Origin of the sequence: Ignicoccus islandicus DSM 13165 (assembly GCF_001481685.1) — an archaeon.
GTDB classification, from domain to species: Archaea; Thermoproteota; Thermoprotei_A; order Sulfolobales; family Ignicoccaceae; genus Ignicoccus; species Ignicoccus islandicus.
The window spans coordinates 1,085,736-1,105,990 of the sequence record NZ_CP006867.1 but is presented as its reverse complement, the minus strand read 5'-3'; the positions used below and the strand labels follow the sequence as shown (position 1 = coordinate 1,105,990).

Sequence of the window (20,255 nt, the reverse complement as noted above, 5' to 3'; positions counted from 1 at the left end):
CCAACGCTCTAGCGTAAAGGGCTATTTAAAATTAAAACTAAGTTCCCTCTCCAATTGTTCAATAACCTTCTTGGCAACTTTCGGGCCCAGAATCGAAGCTAACTTCCTTTCCCCAGCATTAAGTAGGTCCTCTCTGGATCTTATTCCATGTAACCAGAGCTTCCTAGCTCTGGCCCTCCCAATGTATTTTAGGGTAACCAATTCGACCAACTCTTCCCGAACGCCGTACTTCAATCGAATCTCCAGCGAAGCTAACGCCCTCGAGTGAGAATCCATGCCCTTGAACCTAGCCAGTTCCGAGTAAGCGTGAACTAACCAAGAAGCGGTATCGGCGTAAACTCTCACGTCCCCGGGGTATACGGAGTACTTCTTCGATATTTCGTCTTCAGGGACCTCGTTAACCCAGTCCTTAAGAATTAGGGCTGTTTTTAAGGCAGAGAAGTATATCGTCGGATCGAAGTCTTCGACCTCCCTCGCTATTAGGTCTACCTCCAGTTCGTTTAGAGCGTTGCTTAGGGACCTCATCTCCCATTTGTTAACGAACTTTAATGGCATGTCTGGGGTGAGCGAGACCAAGTGAAGATAGCCGAGCGTCGAGGCCTTCCCGACTCTCTTCCTCAACGAGTCTAGTACTATCTTTACGCCCAATGGATCAACGTACGACAAGGCCACCCTCTTTCCGAATTCCGTGAGTCTGCCTCTGCTATCTATCATTCCGTTCTTCTTTAGGAACCTCATGACCGATTTGACTTCCCTTTCCACTTCAACAACGCTTTCCACTTGAATCGCGTAGAGGGTATCCTTGAAGAACTCTATAGCGTCATCCAAGTCCCTAGCAAAGCCGCTTGCAAGCAAACCTAAGATCGCTCTCCGCAGCGCTCTCGGTCTAACTAACGAGCTCTCTACGTCTTCGGGAAACCCTTTAACGTACCTTTCGAAAAAGAGATCTACGTTACCGTTAACAATTAGAATTGAAGTTCCTTCCTTGTCGAGGCCGGGCCTTCCCGCCCTTCCAGCCATTTGCTTATACTCAGAGACTTTGATTGGTACGGAACCCTTCTCTAATTCAAATCGATACGCGCTCTCAATAACAACGGTTTTAGCTGGTAAGTTGACGCCGGCCGCGAGAGTTGGAGTGGCGGCCAGGAACTTGACGACGCCGGCTCTGAAGGCCTCTTCTACTATTTCCCTTGCCTCGTTAGTTAAGCCGGCGTGATGGAAGGCTACTCCCCTCGAGACCAACTGGGAGAGCCTCTCCCCCAACTCCCCCTCTACTTCAAGCCTGAGCTGTTCCGCCCATTCGAGAGATTCCTTCGTTCGATTGAAGACCTTCGCAACCTCTTCGGCCGCCTTCTCCGCGTTCTTCCTCGTTTTTGCGAAATAGAGCACTTGCTCGCCCTTGTTGAGCTTGTAGAGGGCTACGTCCAGCGGAGCCTTTCCGGTCTTTTTTGGAACTTCCTCGTAGCCGTCTTCGAACCATATTACGTATTCCTTGGAGTTCATCACTCCCTCTCTAAGCGGAACTGGCCTCCAGTTGTCCACTACCAGTACTGCCCCTAACCACCTAGCGAGCTCTCCGAGGTTCCCTATAGTTGCAGAGAGCGCTATCAGCTGCGTCCCAAGCCTCTTCAGTTGGGTTATTACTACTTCGAGCGTTGGTCCCCTGTCCTCATCGTCAACGTAGTGTACTTCGTCTACTACTACCACTCCCACTTCACTTATAGAACTGGTTGAGTGCCTTAGAATAGAATCCATCCTCTCGTAAGTAGCTATTAGTACGTCGAAATCTCCTAATTGAGGCTTGTGATAGTCGCCAACGCTAACTTCTATTTTCCATCCCTCAAAGCCCTTTCTCAGGCTCCTTAGTTTCTCGAAAGCCAAGCTCCTCAACGGCACTAAGTAGATAGCTTTCTTTCCTTCGAACAGTGCGTTGGCTATAGCCATTTCAGCAACCAGAGTTTTCCCGGAACCGGTTGGCGCTGAAACGAGTAAGGAATGACCTTTGAATAACCCCGCTTCTACCGCTTTCTTCTGTATTGGGTAAAGATCCGTTATGCCCCTACCCTCTAACCACGCTTTTACGTCTGGTGGGAGTTCCATTGGTTAACGTCCTATACGTCCCATGTTCGGTAAGCGAATAAATGGAAAGAGCGCGAAATTTTCGAGCTTCAGGGAGCTCTTATCAATCTCCCAAGCGATCTCTCTAGTTGAAGCGAGATGAATTTACCACAGAGACTGATAGAGAACTCGTCAGTAAGGTCGAACATGGCCATTGCCCTAGGCAAGTACACCTCCGTAGACGGCTTCATACCTCGAAGGAAGTACAGAGTAGTGACGCACGCTCACAGCGACCATACTGTAGACTTGAACAAGAGCATTGGAACGCAAGGCGCAATTATAGCGACGCCGGAGACCATAGACATGCTGAAGGTACTATATGGGAAAAGAATCCCCCTTTCTAAGCTTAGAGCGTTAAGGATTGGTGAGAGGTTCCGGGTCGGTGAGGACGAGACCCTAACTTTCGTTAGGGCCGAACACATACCCGGTTCCGTTCAAGTCTTATTAGAGAACGATAAGGGCTTCAGGGCTCTCTATACCGGTGACTTCAAGAATCCCGGATCCGGAACGCCCATCGTCGAAGACCTCGACGTATTAATAATAGATGCAACTTACGGTCACCCGAAGTACGTTAGGCCCAGTCAGAACGAGGTACTGGAATCGCTAATAGAATTAATAGAATACGCCCTCTCTTTAGGTAGGCCAGTTAAAATTTACGCTTATCACGGGAAGATACAAGAAGTAATGCAACTCTTACGGGAGTACAACGTTAAGGAACCCTTCGTTGCTCCTAACAAGATCTACAAGCTAAGCAAAGCCCTAGAGAGGCACGGTTACAGCTTCGGTGACCTCGTACTTAAAGAATCCGATACGTACTCCGAGTTAGTTAAGGGCGGTCAGTTCATTGAGTTCGATCACTACAATAAGTGGCATAAATGCTCGAACGAGAACTGGATTCACATTAGGTTAGACGGGTGGTTGGTAAATTCGGTTAGATTGAAGGTAAGCGATAACCGATGGATAGTTGCCTTCAGCGATCACGCCGATTTCAACGGCACCATGTACTACGTAGAGGAGAGCAGACCCAAACTAGTTATCGTTGATGCATCGCGATCGAACTTCGCGACCTCTTTCGCTTCCAAGCTCCGATTAAGGGGCTTCCATGCAATTCCAATGCCCCTTTAGATCAGCTTCGCCATCGTCGTTAACGCTTGAGCAGTAACGATATCGTTTAGGCTCGATAGCAATGGTATGGTTATCAAGTCGGGGTCCAACCCCTTCTCGAACCCTATCCTCGCAACTACCATGGATAAGTACGGCATTACCAACCTAAGAGTTAAGGTAGAAAGCAATGCCCATTTGAGACCCCTCAGATCCATGTTAGCCAGCGTGATTGCCGGCAGTAAAACTAACGTTAGTGCAGTGAGCGTTGTAAAGGTAACTCTTAACATTATTTCGTAGACCCTCTTGCTTCTGAATAGTTCCTTTGAATCCACTTCACCCGTTAAGAGAGCTGTACCTAACCACGAAGAGAAATTCATCGATGCTGAACCGTTTAAGGCCATTGTAAGGGGTGTTATGAAGAGAAGCGTTGGATTGTTCTGGGCTTCGTTAGCTACTAGAACGAAACCTGCGATTGTAGAGAGCGTCGATGCAATTATGGATGAAACCATTAACTCCTTATAGCGAAGCAAGTCCTCCCTTCCAACGTTCTTAGAATATTTGTAAGTCGTCACTAGCATTAAAGCTATTCCTATTAATGCGAATGGCGTGAAAGTGAGAAGTATTGATATCGAACTTGTTATGTCTGCGAGAACTGTTGAGGTCGAAACTACGACCAAATCTACGTTCAAACCCTTTACGAAAGCGAGAAACGAGGCGTAAGCGTTGAATGGTATAACTAACGTTAGCGTAAATCCTCGAGAAACTAGGAAGTAAGCTAATACATCCAAAGGGTTACCCAGAAAGGAAGTTAACAAGACTACGTAGAGACCTCCTAGCAAGCCCAATAAGACGGCTACTGCTGTAACTTTATTTTCCAATAGATCTCTCGGCGAGGTAGCTTCACCGGTATAAAGCATTGACGAGTACTTGGCTGCTAAAGAACCGTAAATGGCTCCTCTGTCTTCCGCTAAGCCAGGTAAGGCTATCAATATGGACGGATGCCTAGATAGTATCGGGGAAGAAAGCGACCACAAGTAGCCGGACGCTAGTTCCCCTAGCCCTTGTAACGTCATGCTGAGTATCTCAGCTAGTAGAGAGCGCATTCGCGTGCCCTAGAGGCTCGGCGCGAGAGCTGTCTATAATTGAGCCTCTTGTGGGGTGGTGCCTTTTTGGTATGCTTCCAAGTATTTTTCTTGAAGGGAAAATGCTGGACACGCTCTCGATTCTGGGTGTATAGTTACGGCGTGGTACTTGCAGTACGTTAACTCGATGTATTTACAGTACTTACACTTCCTTAGGTAGAGTGGTATCCCCTTCTTTTGCGTAGTCTTCGGTTTGAACGATTTCCTGAACTCCTCTATCATCTTACCGAAGTTTACGTCGAGCTTCATGCCCTTAACTCCGTTCCTTCAATTTTCATTAACTGATTTAATAGCTCTTTGGTCGAGGACTGGAGCGTTTCGAGGTACTTTTCGGCTTCGTCATACACTTTAGCCTTATCGACGCCTTTAGTTAAGTTCGAATCTACTACGTCAATTACTAAGCACCTTATTGATCCTCTGCACAGCGAATACAAATATGCAGAAGACCTATCTATTAGGCTAACGTCTATCGATTTAAGCAATTCGATATCCTTTATTACCTCTTCTAATGGAAGGAGCGTCGTGGCGCTTATCGCTACCATCTGTCCGTTTTCTTCCTTTATGAGATCCTCTACTGCTCTCAAGAGCCTATAGTCGGCTACTGGCGTTACCCCTTCCCCTAATTCTATCTTAGGGTAGGGCGTTGCTGCGTAAACTGGTAACCATTGACCGATGTTTAAGTTACTTACTATTGAGGTGGCGCTATCAATAACTATCACGTTCCTTATTCCTAGCCCCTTAAGCATGTAAACTGTATCGAGAAGGTAATGACCTGAGTACGTTTTTATTATTGCAACCTCTCCGTTTTCATATATCTTAGAGTAGGGTGAGGAACATACTTCTAGACCTTCTACTAAATTGTGAAAGTTTGGTTCAGCTATAGCTATAGCTGTACGCATCTTCAACCGTTCGCAGTCCATTGAAATTCTTGCCCTCCTTCATTTGATTGGGGGGCATGAGGATATAAGGAGTTACTATACCAAATGCAAGTGAAGGTGGTAGCAATGATAGCAAACAGAGAAATTCTGAAATCTCTAGAAAGAAGAGACAAGGGAGCAGCCGTTTACGGAAAACACGTATACGGTAACTTGTACAATTGCGATCCTAAAGTGTTGAGCGATCAAAGGAAGCTAGAGGAAATAGTAATTAACGCAGCGAAGTTAGGAGGTATGACCCTCCTCGACGTAAAGTCGTGGAAAATAGGGGAAGGAGTTAGCGTGGTAGGTATAGTTCTCGAAAGTCACATAACCATACACACGTGGCCAGAGCTATCATTCGCTACCGTCGACGTTTACTCTTGTGGTAGTCACACGGATCCCGAAAGAGCCTTCGAGTACATAGTAAGGGAGCTAAAGGCCAAAAAGGTAGTGAGGGGCGGAGCCGATCGCTCCATGTACGTATAGGATTCCAGAAACTTTTTTATCTAGATCGCTTGCGGAGCAAGCAAGTACTCCACTTCTCCTCCCGCAATTATGCTGAACTTCAAGTACAAGGGCGTATCATTACCAAACATGAAGTCTATGGTATCTGAAACTTTGGTGAGAGAGACTACGTTCTTTAAGAACGATACATCGTAAGCGCCCTTTGCTGGTTCGTTTACCTCCAGCTCTATTAACGCAGTAGACGCCCTCGTGAGCTTCGTTACGCTCGCCGCTTCCCCCTCTCCAGACTTTATCAGTAGAGTATCGGTATCGGGAGCTTCGAAGTAAACTGTATCGCTTATAGCTTCGATGTCCTTAATGGCGTTTCCCAAGACTGAGGCCAATATAGAGCCCTTGACCGAGTAATTGAGAGAAGAGAGATCTGGAACTTCGGGTTCCGGTACGTCGAGGTTTAAGATGGTATACTTCTTGATAAGGGTACCTCTCAACATAATCCTGAACTTGCTTCCCCCCTCTTCAGTACCTAGCTCCAATTGGTAACCTTTCTTGGCCCTCTTCATGAACTTCAGCACGTTGGCTATATTGAAACCAATGCTCTCTCTGCCTTCGACTTCGTATTCGAGGAAAACGTCTTTGTTTATCTTGACTTGGATAAGAGCCACTTGGGCTGGATCTAACGCTTTCATTACTATACCTTCCTCGTCCGCGATCAAAGCAACTTCGTTCACTATCTTACCTAAAGCTTCGACCATGCTCTGAAAGACCTTAGTTTCCGGGTATACTATCCTCATATTCCTTGCATCCCATTTAAGGAATTAGTTTGGGGTCAATATATCGTATAATCGCACAGTAATAGGTAAAACTTTAAAGCGGGAGGGGAGATGACGGAAACGGGCCGGTAGCTCAGCCTGGAAGAGCGCTCGGTTTGCACCCGAGAGGTCCCGGGTTCAAATCCCGGCCGGTCCACCACCTCATTTCTATATCTTAGAAATGGACTATATCGGTATTAAGTAATACACGATCAAGGCCACTACCAACGCTAACGCTAGGGACGTTGCTTTATTTATAATTCTCATCAAAAAGCATGAAAAACCTAACGTAAGGAAAAAGGCCATTATAGCCATCATTAACGCTATCAACCCGGCCATTTCAAATCAACCTCATATTGGGGACCTCAAGAAGAGCCTTAAAGAAAGTTGCTACGCGCAACCAAAACTCAATAACTGATCTGAAAAGTTTCCTAACTTGGTAAGAGAGAAATGAATAAGAAAGAAGGTAGTAAGATATTCGAATACATCGTTATGTCGCTTGAAATATTGCTGGTTCTCCTGACGTCGATATTCACGCTAATATCTCTATTGTGGTTCGCCTTGAGCATGTATCACGACCTCATGGACCTCAAATCCCTCGATAAGACGAAAGTAGTTGAATTGCTAGACATCGCGTTGCTAACTCTAATAATCATAGACGTGCTCCAGATCGTAATAGCTAGGTACACTAGCACGTACGAGTACTTGAGAGTGGCAGTAGAGGTAGGTATGCTGGCAATGCTAAGGGAATTGATATCAGTCGAGATTAAGAAACCTGATCCATGGAAAATCGTCTCCATAGGGATCGTTGTATTTATACTGTTCGTAGTATGGATCGGCCTCAGCAGGAGCAAAGTGATTGAGGCACTTGAGAAGCGCCTGGGGAAAGTCGCTTAAGTCCTTAATCCAGACGGGAACCAGATTTTTGAGTTCTTCGCTCCCTACTCCTATTCCACAACCGCTCCCCCAGAGCGCAGGGAGATCTATTATGGAATCACCTACGTATATCGTTTCCTCGAGGGAGATTCCAAGCTTGTTGACCATATCTATCAACGCACTTAGCTTATTCTTCGGTTCAACTCCAGCCCTACACGGCTTTGCTATGGGATTGGCTTTCCATAGGTAAATACCTAGTTTCTCTGCCACAATCCTCGTAGTGACGCTCAAACCTGCGCTCACGAGCCCTACTCCCAATCCCCTCCTCTTGCTTAGCGACACTGCCTCTCCAGCATACGGATGAACTTTCGAGTCTATGTCCTTGAACACATTGGCTATGTCTTCCTCGGTAGGTTCCCTACCTAGAGCCTCGCTCCACCTCCTTAGGTCTCTTTCACACCATTCTTCGTAAGTTATTTCGCCCTTGAAGTAAGCCTTCATGTCTTCGATCGAATCAACGCTACCGAAGGCTTTGTGCACCTCAGCCCAGCTACTCTTGAAGGTTAGTAGCACTCCGTCAACGTCGAACGCTATGAACTTAAACACGGTTCGCTCCCTCAGTTACCAATTCTAATAACGTGAGGCGAGGAGAGTTCTTCCACTAATTCAATTATAGATAGAACGGCTAAGTAACTGGTCTTAGGGTTGTACGGGCTGGGTACGTTTTCCACTCTTATGAATATGTCGCTTGCCTTACTCTTCACCCTTATAGTGTGAACGTTCCTATTGATTGATGGATCTGCTACTACTTTCACCTTTACGGGAGCTCCCGAAGCGAGCTTGAGCGTCGCTACAACGTTCACGTTGAATGGGAACTTCTCGACGGCTTCCTTGGCGTCTCCGTAAAACAAAACCTTCTCATCGTTAGCGGAAACTCCTAACGACTTCGGGTTCTTCCTTACTTCTATTTCTATCTCGTTAATTCCCACCCTTCTCAAGGCCTTTATGGCGTCTATTCCGGCAATAGCTCCCGAAGGAACGTATATCCTCCTTCCAAGCAGCTTCGCCTTATCTACAAGCTTTCTATAGAGCTCTTCGTCAATTAGCGCACCTACGCTTAGGACCACCAAATCGGCCTTTTCCAAGGCTCTTTCGGCGTATTCTCTTACTGCCATAGGGCTAGCCGCTTCAACTACCAGATCGCAATCAGCCTCCATTAATTCCTCGAACGAGTTAACGTATTTACCTAGTTCGGAGCACTTGTTTGGATTCCTATCAAAGAAAGTGAACTCGTAGTTCGCTAGTTCTCGCTTCAGTATTCGCGCCACGTTGCCGCAACCTATTACGCAGAGCTTCATTCCTTGACCCTCATGCTGAGGTCGACGCGTGGTGGGTTTATGGTTAGGTAGCCCATACTGACTACGTCGATGCATTCGTTGAGGTATTGAAGCACGTTGTCCTTGTTTACGCCGCCAGACACCTCAATTATGACGTTAGACATCGCTTTAAGTTTGCACGCGACCTCCTTAGCTCTCTCAGGTGGGAAGTTATCTAGCATTACTACGTCCGCGTATTTGGAAGCTATCAAGGCTTGTTCCTCGTTCCTTACCTCTACTTCCAATTTGTGAGAAAAGCTCTTCCTCTTCGATGCTTCAATTAACGCTTTCTCGAAGTCGCCCACCGCTGCGAGATGGGTGTCCTTTATCATTAGCATGTCGCTTAAGCCAAGCCTATGAGTATCGGCCCCCGCGCAAGAGGCGAAGAGCTTCGCCCACGTTCTCATTCCGGGAACAGTTTTCCTTGTAGTAGCCAACCTCACGTTTTCGAAACCGCTTCGGTTAAGTAACTCCCTTACTTTCCTTACTTCAGTGGAAATAGAGAGTACGTGTATCAAGAAGTTTAGGAGAGTTCTCTCCATTGTTAATATGGTTGAGGTATCGCCTCTTATTTCGCCAATCCACCCCTCACTCCATCCCCTTTCGAACTTAGCCTCTATCCCGAAGTCCCTCAACGCTTCCTCCACTATTCCCACAAGTTCGCACAAGTACACTGGTTCCTTCGAGTAGATGCCGAATAACACGCCATCTCTAATTAAGTCCTTAATTGAAGTAACGGTTACGTCGTAGTAAGGAACGTCTTCCTTTAACCACTTCTCGAAGTCCCTTCTCAGCTTCAATACTAACTGCAAACCCCGTCCCCTGCGTTAGGAAAGATTTGTAAATCGCTATTAAGTGAAGAGAACGGTGAGTAGCGTGGACTTAACCAGCTTGGCGACATACGCTGCAGCCTTATTTGGACTCGTAACGCTAGTCTACCTAACAATTGTAAACGGTAACGTAGCTTCTACTCAGTCAACGATTACCGAGCTTAAGGGATCGATGGACGAAATAAGGGATCAATTGCAAGAGACCTTGAACGGCCTCAACAAAACTTTGGAGTTATTGGAAGCAGGAGTGTCTAAGAAGCTTGAGACGATAAACGCGGAAACTAGGGAAATCCTAGTACTCCAAACAGAGGTTAGCAAGCGTAAACTACCCTATTTAATGAACTTAACCAAGGAAACAATAACCAAACTCGAAGACGTCGAGGAGACCCTAGCGAATTTGAGTGCCAAGATAGACGTCTTAAACGAAACCACTACTTCAACAATAATGAACAACACGCTTGCAATACTCACTAACGTGACCTATTACGCTAAGGTTCTAGAGAGTAACTTAAGTGAATTGATAAAAACTGAGACGAAGAACGCAACCGTTACTCTAACTAGTGAACTAGGTAGGTTAAGAAGTTACTTAAACGAATCATTCAGCCACCTCGAGGTAATCTTTAACGAATTGAATTACAACGTTAATGAATTGAAGAACCTAACCCTAAAGCTGCAAAACGAGAACAAGCTGTTAATAGAACACGTTAGTGCCTTGTCTTCGATAAAAGACGCGCTCAATCAAACCCTCAATCGACTCAAGGGAGAAGTTTCCAAACTGGCCAAATTAGTCAAGGAACTAACCTCTAAGATAGACGAGAGGCTGAGCGAGAAGACGAATGAGTTGAAAGAGTACGTGAAAGGCCAAATTAACTCTAGTTCCGAAAGGATTACTCTAAAGATTGAAAGCGAGACCGGGACCTTGAGGAAAGAACTAGAGAGCCTTAGACTATTAACGACTGTGAACTTAGTTTTGACCATTGCTGCTTTGGCATCGATAATTTACATTACGTTCTTAAAGTAAGTTCAATTTTTTCGGATAAAACACATTAATGAACACATCTTCCTCCGAACATTGGGACGAGTCTTTTGAACGATGAAAGCGTACTAGAGATAATACTGAAAACTGTAACCGAGAAAGCTAGAGAAGACAAAGACCAGAGCTTGAGCGATGGCGAAGACGTTGTTCACGTTTCTAAACTAAGTAGGGGATGTGCGCGCTTCGAGGAAAAGAAGTCGTACGAGGAGGACCTAAAGGGTTTCATCAAGGACTTGCTCAGCGGTAACAATAACAGCGTCTCGTGGCTCTTGGGACAATTGGTTCACATAGCGCTAGAGAGCTTAAATGATAGAAAGGTCGTTGACGGATGCGTAATTACTTCGGAGAAGGAAATAGAAAAAGAAGTAAACGTTCCATGTCCTCCTTACACGGTCAAAGTAGTAGGTCACGTGGACATGTTCGTTGAGTGTCCAAACAAGAAGTTCGCAATAGAATTAAAATACAGGAGTAGCGGCGAGCTAGGAATTCGGAGCTTGTACCAAACCAAAATTTACTCAGCCGCGCTTAACGTACCAGTCTACATAGTTATGATAACACCGGAAAAGGTCAAGGTGGAAAAGGTCGAAGCCGATGAGGAGTTCTTAAGGAACATTGTAAGTCAGTTCAAGTGCGAAGGCATGATAAAGGAAATTGTGTACAATCCCGATGCCAGGCCTTGCAATAACTGCGTCCATAGGGACAGTTGCGAGATATTGAAAAGCGCGGCGAAGGTCTTGATCAATAAGAGCTTCTGACCTTGTTCTTGAGGAACTCCAACCTCTCCATTTCGTAATTAACTAGATCATTAATATCTATTCTCTTCGAGATGGATTCGACGGCCTTCTTGAGGTGAGTGTATGGGGCCTCTCTAAACGAGGGTTCGAGCTCCTTGCCTTCCAAGTAAACGCCCCTACCTTCCTCTATGGTTCCTATCTCTATTGTGTCCTCGGGGCACTTCTCAGCTATTAATACAATTGCGTCCACACTGGTTGAAAGAGGGTCTAAATCCAACTCTTCAAGAGCTTTCCGCAATTTAGGATGGACTGCATCGTAAACCTTCTTATTCAAGCTAACCTTAACTCCCAGCTCTTCGCTTATCTCAAACGCATCCAACAGAATGCCTCCGTTAGTCCAATCGAACGCTGCCTTGACGTTTTCGTCCCTCACGAATCGCCTCATTTGATAGCAGAAGTCAACGTTTAGCGTGAGCTCCACTAGTTCTTCAATGCCGTGATACAAGGCAATGGCAGTTACTGTACCGCCTCCCTTACCTATAGTTGAGCAGAGCTTCAAACCGGGACGTGCGTTGAACCTATTTAAGTCCCTAACTAGCCTTCCGAGGGCGAAGCTTCCTCCAGTGACCCGTGAGCCCCAAACCATGTCGCCCCCTATCCTGAGCGTACTTCCTCCACCGAACTCTGCACCACATGCATCGCTAGCCACTTTCGCTCCAACGCTAACGTCTATTAAATAGGCCAAGTCCGTATCGTCTGCCAAATGAACATCTATTAAAGTAAGGAGAGGTTCTCCGCCAGCCACCATTACGTCTCTTAAAGCCGCCCTCGTTGCGTGGAATCCCATAAGTAACGGCACGGGATTCAATCGCGAGTGGAAGCCGTCTACTGCCGCTACTAAATTCCCTTTCTTGAATGCGTCCCCTGATTTCGTGAGCTTAAGGAGCACGCTGTGGATCGCTAGATCGCCCGTGCCTCGAGAGCCTACTCCAGCCTCACCAACCCTTACGCCGAATTCCCTAGGCTTGTAAGGTCCCAGAACTCTAGACGACGTTTCGACGTCCCTAATTACTCCATCTGCTATTCTCGAGGAGCGTTGGAAATCCAAGCCTTTTCTAAAGGTAGCCAGGAAAGTTATGAGGGCCTTTACTTCGTCTTCGCTAAATCCTTTGTTCAATAGGAACCTCGCTAAGTCCTCAACGTCCATTCACATCCTCCCCGGTGCTTCGATGCCTAGGAGATTCAGTCCCCTCTTAATGACGTTTGCAGTAGCCTCTACTATTAGAGCCTTCAAAGACCTATATCCTTCGTCGGGCTCCGTTGCAACGGGATGTTCGTGGTAGAACTTATTAAAGGAGTCGGCCAAGTCGAGCAAGTAAACGGCTATTTTCTCCGGTGCGAGATCTTCTGCGGCCTTCCTAGTTACTTCTGGGAACTCAGCGATCTTCAAAATCACTTCCTTGTGCGCCTCAGCTTTCGAATAATCTGGGATGGAAATTGCCTCTATTTTCCTCAATATCCCCTTAGCCCTCGCGTAAGTATACTGGAGGTAAGGAGCCGAGTTCCTTTCGAAGTTCAGCACATCTTCCCATTTGAAGGTTATGGGCTTATCCTTTGAAACTGAGACCATCGCGAACTTTATTGCGCCTATGGCGACTTTCTTAGCTATCTCTTCCTTTTCCTTACCTTGCAGTACGCTCCTTTCCTCTACTAGAGGTCTCACTCTCTTAATGGCCTCTTCCACTAGCCAGTCCAGTGTAATCATTCTGCCCCTCCTGCCGCTCATCTTCATTCCGGGGACGTTCACCATCTCGTATGCATAGTGAATCAGGTTCTCTGCGTACTTTTCAAATCCTAACTTCCAGAGAGCGAGCCTGAGCTGTATTTGAGGTAGTCTCTGTTCGGTTGCTATTACATTTATCACTTCATCAGCATTGAACTCCTCAAATTTCTTAATAGTATAGGCGATGTCTCTGGTAGTGTAAAGAGTCGTCCCATCTCTTCTTACTAGAACTAGAGGCGGGATCTCCAATCCTTTGGGAATCCTCAGCTTCTTTCTAATTTCGTCGTCTACGTCAGTGAATTCTATTACTAAGGCACCATCCTTCTCTTTAGCTATTCCCTTTTCGATAGCCATTTCGATTATCCTTTTCACTTCGCCGCTCCATATCAAATCGCTTTCCCAGTCCCACTTCTCAACTGAAACGCCCACTAGCTTCATGCTTTCCATAAATCCTTTGAGGACCTCGTTCACTACAGTCCTAAAGATTTCTTTAGTCTCCCTTTCGCCTTCCTCGTACTTCTTCATAAGGGTTGAAAGCTCCTCGTTAATTTCCTCGTACCTCTTATCCTTGAGCTCTTCCTCTATTTTCGTGTATATTTCGGGATACCTCTCCCTAAGCTCTCTAGCTACCTCAATCCATTCGTCCCTATCTGGGCCTTTGAGCTCTATTACTGCGTTAGTGACGCTATATACCTTACCGTACCAATGATCGGCCTTCTCGCCTTCCGGGGGCAAGAGACGGCCTAGCTTCAATAGTCCGTAAATGAGGATTACTACTTGCCTGCCCACGTCGTTGACGTAGAACCTAGTCTGAACGGCGTTCCCGTAATTCCTCAGTATCCTTTGAAGGCTATCTCCTAAGAACATGTTCCTAACGTGACCTATGTGAAGCGGGTGGACCGGGTTGGCGGAAGTGTGTTCAACGACCTTCCTTCCTTGAAAGTTCCACTTACCGTAGTCGCCCTTAACGGCCTCATCCAGTATCTCCTTAGCGACTTTATTGACGTCCACCTCTACGTTGAGGTAACCGCCTACTGGCAAGAGCCTTTTGGCCCATTCGAGCCTCGCGCTCTCGGCCAGTTCCTTGGCCAAGTCGTGGGGCTTCACTTTCAATGCCTTTGAGTACTTAAATAGAGGTATGCCCCAGTCGCCCAAGTCCGGCGATGGAGGTGGTGCGATAGATCTTTCTATCTCGTTTAAATCTACTTTCAAACCTCTTTCGCTCAGTTCTTCAGCGACTTTCTTTACGAACTCGCTTTTCGCTCTGGAGATCCAGTACATTCCTTACTTCCCACGCGTCTCCACGGACGGGGAAGCTATTTACTGATGACAACTATTGCGATTGAAACCAATGGTCTAAACTCTTAATAGAGCTCCTGAGCCACTTGACGGCCAAATCCGGTCGATCAGTAGCCATTGCATCTACCTTAAGCTTCAATGCCTCTCTGACTTCCTTGGGTGTATTATGAAGCCAACTCAACACCTTCAACCCCAAGTCCTTTGCCTCGTCCATCAATTTCTCGTCGATCATGTCTCTCCTAGGCGCAATCCATTCTATATTAAGGCCTTCAACTAAGCTAGAGAGGGATAACGGTCTCAATACGAATAACAACCCCTTGCTCGGATACTTCAGTTCCCTTAATGCAGGGGCATAGAACGATATTACAGTTACGTTCTCCCACCCTTCAAGCGTTTGGTCTAGCTTCTCAGTTGCGGAAGGATCCTTAAGCTCCACGAACAGCTTAGCTTTGTATTTCCCAACGACCAAAGCAAGGACCTCCTTCAAGGTCGGAACGGTTGGCTTCATGCTCTTTATTTGCCTTAGGGTCAATGACTTGACGTCGTATTTCCTCTTGCCTATCTCGATCTCCCTGTTATGCGTTACCACCAAGCTCCCATCTCTAGCTTTCCAAACGTCGCACTCCACGCCGTCAGCGCCGTTTTCGAGCGCGTAAGTGAACGCTTGTAGGGTATTTTCCTTCACTACGTACCTAGCTCCCCTATGACCTATTACTAGGGGCCTCTCCAATTTCGCGTTCCCAGCGGAGCAAGAGGGTTCGAGAGATTTAACTGAAGGATCGGATGGCCCAGCTGGGTCCGAGAAGGAACCCTACCTAAGCCTATCTGAGTTTCTTAAGTGGACCACTATTCCCACTACCATATCATCGGCGTACTTCCTAACCCTAATCCAATCCACGCCGTGAGCTGAATCCAAGCTATTGCACCCACTCTTAGAGCACTCCGAACAGCTAGTTCCCGCTCCTAACATTAAGTATCCCAATCCCCCGGGATTCCATATAGGATATGTCATGGATCCGGAGATCCTACCTCCATCTGGGTTCAAGTCCTCGTAACGAACTCTAACTTCGCTTCCAGTCAAGCTGACTTTAACTATTCCATCGCTCAGCTGGGACTTCTTGGGTGACGCGTCGATGTAAACTAGGTCATCGCTACCGATGCTGCATGCTTCCGGCGTATTGCTTACGCTAACTGAACCCCTAGTTCCTTCGCCCGTATTTACGTTTACGTTAATGCCTTGATTCTGATTGCGGAAACCGCTACTACATCCTCTATCAGGAGCAGTATCCTTTCCATCTATTACCAAGCTCAGACCATCGCCGTCATTTACGTTTCCGCAAACGTAATCTACTTTGAACTCGAACTCTATTACTACCTTATCGTTGTACTTCACTCGCAAGTTCTTGGCCAATACGTTGCAACCCTTGTTCCAGCTCTTTTCCACTAACCACAGTATGCCGTTATCGATTACGCACTCCTTAGATCTATCATCAGAGTATCGATGAACCTCCCACTTTTCGTTTCCCTCGAAGGGCCCGTTGGGGTAAGAGAAGTCGTCGTAGAAGTCGAATACCTTATCTCCGCTAACTGCTCCGTTGGTTCCAACGATTACCTTCAAGAAGGTCTCTCCGTTGGTCGGTATGAATGGAACCTTTATCCAAACGTAACCGTTGCCCTTTGTTGGGTCTGTTGTGCACTCGTAATTAGTAGTTTCGTAACAGAATGGAACTGGGGAATCGTTGTAGGTTATTGCTATTGGCTTGTTCTTGAGGTCTACTGGTAGTCTCACCCTTACTTGGTAGTCCTTGAGGTCGTAGCTGTTGGGGTTACTTACTACTACCATTGCCTTCACTAGCGCGCTTCTTTCTCGTTGAACGTATCCTATCACTTGGTAAGTTTCTACTTTACCGTCCTTATATCCTATAGATATCCTATCCCTCCACCAAGCTACTGACCATATACCCGGTAAATGTCTCCTATAGACCCAATTGCCTTCTACATCGTATATGCGGAGTTCCTTTTTGCTGTTAGCGACAGCGATGTACTTGCAGTCGGGCGAGAAAGCTGGCGAATGCTGATAGCTATCTATTTCCAATCCCTTGGTCTTCCACAATAACTTCGGATCGGCTGGATCGCTAATATCATAAAGGTATAGCTCTTTAGCTGTTACCGCCAAGTAGTTCCCGCAAACGCTAACCCCGCTAGGAGCTTCATCGTACTCTATCTCTTTAACTATTTGACCTAGACTGAGGTCGAGTACTTGAAGCTTCTCGCCGTACTTGTTGGCTAGGTACACGTAGCCGCTATGGACGACCGCTTCCTCAACTTCTCCGCCTACCTCTACCTCCCATATCAAGTGTCCATCGAAGTCGTATTTGGCGCAGTAGTTGTTGCAAGCGACGAAGCCGTAGTCGTATAGGGCAATCGCCCTATTGTGTTTATATCCAACATCTATTACCTTCCAAGAGGCCTTGCCTTCCCAGAAGAGGTAAACGTAGTCGTCTTGATTTACGAAACCAAACACCCCGTTCAAGTAGTCGCTGTCTCTCATATCGTCCCATCCGCATTTCTTATTTAAGAGATTACCGTTTTGGTCAACAATGTAGGCGCAGTTGTCCCACGAAGCGATACCGAGGAGACCGTTGGGCGAGAACGCCATGTCTTCTATAGCGTTTCCCGGTTTGTCGAACGTCCACAGTAACCTCAGTTCCATGGAACTGAGGAGCATCGCACTGATTAAGGTCACTAGGAGAAGCCTTCTCATATATTCTCCCAAGAGGTGGAGTGAAAATGGTCTTTCTAAATTGTTCTTACAAAAATCACCTTAGTTCGTTGTAGAGCAATCTTGCGGCCGTGACCAATGGATCCCATACTGGGGCGAGAGGCGGCACGTATCCTAAATCGGCGAAGAATAGGTCCCTAACAGTACCCTTTCTCGTAAGTAGCGACGCAACAGCATCGACTCTACCCTTTACTCCTTCCGGTCCAACCACTTGGACGCCCAAGACCATCCCGCTCTTGGCGTCCGCAACCAACTTGACGTTAGTGAACGAGGAGCCGGGGTAGTAGTGGGCCCGAGTTCTAGCTTTAACCATAGAGGCCGTGACCTCGAACCCTAGGGCCTTCGCTTCCTCCTCGCTCAATCCGGTCCTACCTATTTCCAACCCAACTACCTTGGTTATGCCAGTGCAAGAGCTACCCGGAAACGGAACCTTCTTCCCCGCTGCAGATAGACCGGCCACCAAGCCCATCTTATTGGCTGGAGGCGCGAACGGGCACCAAACCCTGTTGCCCGTATGGACCATCCAGCTTTCAGCCACGTCACCGGCAGCGTAAACGTCGGGCTCGCTCGTTTCCATGTATTCGTTTACTCTGATCGCGCCATTGATCCCTAGCTCCAGTCCCATCTGCTTAGCTAATTGGTTAGCAGGTTCCATTCCGACAGCCACTACCACGGCTTGAGCTTCCAACTTAGTCCCGTCGCTAAGCTCAACGCCCTCTACCCTGTCGGTACCGAGAATTCTCTCTACAGTAACACCCTTGATTACGTTAATACCGCTCTTCTTTACGTGCTCTTCAACTAGTTCGCTCATTTCCGGATCCAAACTTTTTCTCAATATTCGGGATCTAACGATTAAATAGACATCGAAACCGGCTTCCTTTAGTTCACCGGCAGTCTCCAATCCCGTAAAGCCCGCTCCTACCACTACCACTTTCTTAGCTCCCTTCAGTTCCTCTCTCGCCTTAATTCCGCTCTCGACCGTGTGAAGCTTAATAACTCCCCTAAGGTTCTCTCCTTCCACTCCTAAGTCCTTCGGTTTAGCGCCAGTAGCAATGATGAGTTTGTCCCAATGATATTCCTTGATTTCGCCCTCTTCCTTTACCTTAACTGACCTATTCTTGAGGTCAACTTCGATGACCCTTGCGTGAACGTGAACGTCGATGCCCCTCTTCTCTCTAAATACTTCAACTGGGTAGTAGGTCAAGTCGTTAGGCTCCTTGACTTTCCCTACGATGAAGTAGGGGAGGCCGCAAGGCGCGTAAGAAACGTATCCAGAGGCCTCGAACACTCTAACGGTCCAATCTTTACGAATTCTCTTAACTCTAGAGGCCGCGCTCATTCCAGCCGCTCCGCCACCTATTACGACTACCTCCATGTTCCATCCTAGAGAGGGGGCAACGAGTTCAATTTATTCCTTACTTTTCCTTCTTAAAGCCTTAATTAGAGCTAAGGATACCAATCCTAAAGAAGGTATTTGATTCGTATCGGCAGTTACGGCGGAACTCATTGAACTCAAGCTCTCTACGTCTAATTTGTAGGCCCTTATACTGCCATCGAACCCGCCGATAACTAGCAAGTCATCCCTCCAATCGATACTCGAAATACTGAAGGGTAACTCCATTTCAAGGACCTTAGTGCCGTTGACGTTATATATCAATAATTTGTAAGAACCCGCGGCTATCAAGTAATTGCAATCTTTCGAGAACTTAACGTCCCCGTAAGGTCCTGGTGAGGGATTGGTCCACCAGAGCTCGTATCCACTAGAGGTAACGTTGTAAAGGAAGACAGTACTCGATCCCTTAACTGCCATTAATCTTCCGCAAGCATCAATGGACCAAGGCGCCTCTGGAACGCTTATCGAGTACAAAAGGGTACCACTTGGCGTGAGGACTTCAACTAGTTGCTTATCGTTAACTGGAACGAACAAGAGCTCTCCGTTAAATGACGGTCTGTTTAGAACCAGCCCTAATTGATCGTTTTCCCATAATACGTTACCGTAAGCGTCAAAGAGCGCGCAACCTCTATAGCAAGCTAAAATCTTATCGTCTGGTAGTATCAGCACTGATGAAGTGAAGTTCTGAGGTATTACGAACGAATATAGTAGAGATAAGTAATCGTCGTACACTTCAATGGTCCCGTCCGGAGCGACTAAAGCGAAACGTCCGTAGTTATACGTAACCGTAGAATTGTAATTGCAATCCTCCATGACCGTGGTTCCTAGAACCGAATTGAAGACGTAAGCGCAATCTGATAGGGCTAAGATGTAATATTGGCCTATGTTGATTTGCGTCACTTGAGAGCCAATGTCTTGACTCCAAAGCTCTCTAATAACGGGATTCATTGAATTCACTGCTAATGCTTGAATAACGAAGATAGAGAAGATTATTGTCGCCTTCTTCATCAGAATGGATGCACCTTGTATACAAGTGCATGGAGTAACTATAAAAATGGGAACTAAGCTACCATTGCTTCCTCATTATTATATGTAACGGAGGCAGGCATTTCGTCTCGTTCGTAACCGAGGATCTTTTCGATGGCTTTCCTATTTAATTCAGCGAAGGCCTCCCACTTCCTAGCTACGTTCAAGAACTTCTCCTCACCGCTCCATTCGTAGAGGTTCCTCGCGTCTTCCGCAAGCAACCTAGCCGCCTCTACCAAGCTTAACGCGCTCTTCTTGCTCAGCCTATCGCGCGAAACTACTGAACGCACTTCCTCGATCGCCTCTTCCGTCTCATCGAGTTTCCTGTAGATTTGCTTAAGTCCCTTAACGGCTTTATTGACCTTAACTAACGTCACGATCGATGTGGTCGCTGCTATTGCGCTACCCACTAGACAAGCGAGACTCGCGTAATCGACTATCAATCTTCAACCCATTACGGAGTTTAGGAAACGCGACTCCTTATTAACCGAGGAAGAGCCGATCTGTATAGTCGATTTCGTATTAACTGGCATCTTTTAATATTTCGTCTCAACCCTTATCCATG

20 protein-coding genes, 1 tRNA gene and 1 pseudogene are annotated in these 20,255 nt (G+C 46.7%); 6 read left to right on the top strand and 16 right to left on the bottom strand.

Annotation, left to right across the window (positions count from 1 at the left end; translation table 11 throughout):
- Window positions 1-21 precede the first annotated feature (21 nt).
- On the bottom strand, window positions 22-2,100 hold the full coding sequence (locus EYM_RS06155; RefSeq protein WP_075050174.1) for a DEAD/DEAH box helicase: 2,079 nt from the start codon (window positions 2,098-2,100) through the stop codon (window positions 22-24).
- 117 nt (window positions 2,101-2,217) lie between these two features.
- Here EYM_RS06155 and EYM_RS06150 point away from each other — a divergent pair, with 117 nt between their 5' ends.
- A complete protein-coding gene (locus EYM_RS06150) occupies window positions 2,218-3,243 on the top strand; it encodes an MBL fold metallo-hydrolase (RefSeq protein WP_075050172.1) in 1,026 nt (341 codons plus the stop codon).
- On the opposite strand, the gene EYM_RS06145 is transcribed toward EYM_RS06150, so the two are convergent.
- Genes EYM_RS06145 through EYM_RS06135 form a run of 3 tightly spaced genes read right to left on the bottom strand, consistent with a single transcriptional unit; the run spans window position 3,240 to window position 5,284 of the window.
- A complete protein-coding gene (locus EYM_RS06145; RefSeq protein ID WP_075050170.1) occupies window positions 3,240-4,325 on the bottom strand; it encodes a magnesium transporter in 1,086 nt (361 codons plus the stop codon). The two genes, EYM_RS06150 and EYM_RS06145, sit on opposite strands and share 4 nt — an antisense overlap.
- A gap of 33 nt (window positions 4,326-4,358) precedes the next feature.
- Window positions 4,359-4,613: a hypothetical protein gene (locus EYM_RS06140; protein WP_075050168.1), complete on the bottom strand. Its 255-nt coding sequence runs from the start codon at window positions 4,611-4,613 to the stop codon at window positions 4,359-4,361.
- Window positions 4,610-5,284, bottom strand: coding sequence for a phosphorylase family protein (locus EYM_RS06135; protein ID WP_075050167.1), 675 nt, complete (start codon window positions 5,282-5,284; stop codon window positions 4,610-4,612). Before EYM_RS06135 ends, EYM_RS06140 begins: the two co-directional genes overlap by 4 nt.
- An 84-nt stretch (window positions 5,285-5,368) precedes the next feature.
- Here EYM_RS06135 and speD point away from each other — a divergent pair, with 84 nt between their 5' ends.
- Complete coding sequence (speD, locus tag EYM_RS06130) at window positions 5,369-5,767, top strand: adenosylmethionine decarboxylase (RefSeq protein WP_075050645.1); 399 nt, start codon at window positions 5,369-5,371, stop codon at window positions 5,765-5,767.
- Between the two features lie 20 nt (window positions 5,768-5,787).
- Here the strand turns inward: speD and EYM_RS06125 are convergent, their stop codons facing one another.
- Window positions 5,788-6,537 carry a DNA polymerase sliding clamp gene (locus EYM_RS06125; RefSeq protein WP_075050165.1) on the bottom strand — a complete coding sequence of 250 codons (750 nt, stop codon included), beginning with the start codon at window positions 6,535-6,537 and terminating at the stop codon, window positions 5,788-5,790.
- Between the two features lie 101 nt (window positions 6,538-6,638).
- Between EYM_RS06125 and EYM_RS06120 the strand changes: the two genes are divergently transcribed.
- Window positions 6,639-6,715: transfer RNA gene (locus EYM_RS06120), tRNA-Ala, on the top strand.
- 26 nt (window positions 6,716-6,741) lie between these two features.
- Here the strand turns inward: EYM_RS06120 and EYM_RS07840 are convergent.
- A complete protein-coding gene (locus EYM_RS07840; protein WP_157058789.1) occupies window positions 6,742-6,894 on the bottom strand; it encodes a hypothetical protein in 153 nt (50 codons plus the stop codon).
- A gap of 111 nt (window positions 6,895-7,005) precedes the next feature.
- Here EYM_RS07840 and EYM_RS07935 point away from each other — a divergent pair, with 111 nt between their 5' ends.
- The gene (locus EYM_RS07935) at window positions 7,006-7,452 is read left to right on the top strand and encodes a phosphate-starvation-inducible PsiE family protein (protein WP_075050163.1); all 447 of its coding nucleotides are present in this window, start codon (window positions 7,006-7,008) and stop codon (window positions 7,450-7,452) included.
- An 84-nt stretch (window positions 7,453-7,536) separates the two neighbouring features.
- On the opposite strand, the pseudogene EYM_RS07930 reads toward EYM_RS07935, so the two are convergent.
- The 3 genes and pseudogenes from EYM_RS07930 to nadC all read right to left on the bottom strand — a co-directional run.
- A pseudogene (locus EYM_RS07930) lies at window positions 7,537-8,037 on the bottom strand (HAD-IB family phosphatase); the annotation flags it as partial.
- A gap of 11 nt (window positions 8,038-8,048) precedes the next feature.
- On the bottom strand, window positions 8,049-8,789 hold the full coding sequence (gene nadX, locus EYM_RS06105; protein ID WP_075050161.1) for an aspartate dehydrogenase: 741 nt from the start codon (window positions 8,787-8,789) through the stop codon (window positions 8,049-8,051).
- Complete coding sequence (gene nadC / locus EYM_RS06100; protein WP_075050160.1) at window positions 8,786-9,619, bottom strand: carboxylating nicotinate-nucleotide diphosphorylase; 834 nt, start codon at window positions 9,617-9,619, stop codon at window positions 8,786-8,788. The genes nadX and nadC overlap by 4 nt, the downstream gene beginning before the upstream one ends.
- Window positions 9,620-9,683: 64 nt before the next feature.
- Between nadC and EYM_RS06095 the strand changes: the two genes are divergently transcribed.
- Complete coding sequence (locus EYM_RS06095; protein WP_075050159.1) at window positions 9,684-10,658, top strand: coiled-coil domain-containing protein; 975 nt, start codon at window positions 9,684-9,686, stop codon at window positions 10,656-10,658.
- A 65-nt stretch (window positions 10,659-10,723) separates the two neighbouring features.
- The gene (locus EYM_RS06090; protein WP_075050157.1) at window positions 10,724-11,428 is read left to right on the top strand and encodes a hypothetical protein; all 705 of its coding nucleotides are present in this window, start codon (window positions 10,724-10,726) and stop codon (window positions 11,426-11,428) included.
- Here the strand turns inward: EYM_RS06090 and EYM_RS06085 are convergent.
- The 7 genes from EYM_RS06085 to EYM_RS06055 form a co-directional block, all read right to left on the bottom strand.
- Window positions 11,412-12,614 (bottom strand): AIR synthase family protein, encoded by a 1,203-nt coding sequence (locus tag EYM_RS06085; RefSeq protein WP_075050156.1) that lies wholly within the window; start codon window positions 12,612-12,614, stop codon window positions 11,412-11,414. The two genes, EYM_RS06090 and EYM_RS06085, sit on opposite strands and share 17 nt — an antisense overlap.
- Window positions 12,615-14,471 (bottom strand): arginine--tRNA ligase, encoded by a 1,857-nt coding sequence (locus EYM_RS06080; protein ID WP_075050155.1) that lies wholly within the window; start codon window positions 14,469-14,471, stop codon window positions 12,615-12,617.
- A gap of 52 nt (window positions 14,472-14,523) precedes the next feature.
- Window positions 14,524-15,219, bottom strand: coding sequence for a glycerophosphodiester phosphodiesterase (locus EYM_RS06075; RefSeq protein ID WP_075050153.1), 696 nt, complete (start codon window positions 15,217-15,219; stop codon window positions 14,524-14,526).
- Between the two features lie 81 nt (window positions 15,220-15,300).
- Window positions 15,301-17,253, bottom strand: coding sequence for a DUF2341 domain-containing protein (locus EYM_RS06070; RefSeq protein ID WP_075050151.1), 1,953 nt, complete (start codon window positions 17,251-17,253; stop codon window positions 15,301-15,303).
- A 55-nt stretch (window positions 17,254-17,308) separates the two neighbouring features.
- A complete protein-coding gene (locus EYM_RS06065; RefSeq protein ID WP_075050149.1) occupies window positions 17,309-18,646 on the bottom strand; it encodes an FAD-dependent oxidoreductase in 1,338 nt (445 codons plus the stop codon).
- 33 nt (window positions 18,647-18,679) lie between these two features.
- On the bottom strand, window positions 18,680-19,672 hold the full coding sequence (locus EYM_RS06060; protein ID WP_075050148.1) for a WD40 repeat domain-containing protein: 993 nt from the start codon (window positions 19,670-19,672) through the stop codon (window positions 18,680-18,682).
- A 53-nt stretch (window positions 19,673-19,725) separates the two neighbouring features.
- Window positions 19,726-20,133 (bottom strand): hypothetical protein, encoded by a 408-nt coding sequence (locus EYM_RS06055; RefSeq protein ID WP_075050147.1) that lies wholly within the window; start codon window positions 20,131-20,133, stop codon window positions 19,726-19,728.
- Window positions 20,134-20,255: the final 122 nt, after the last annotated feature.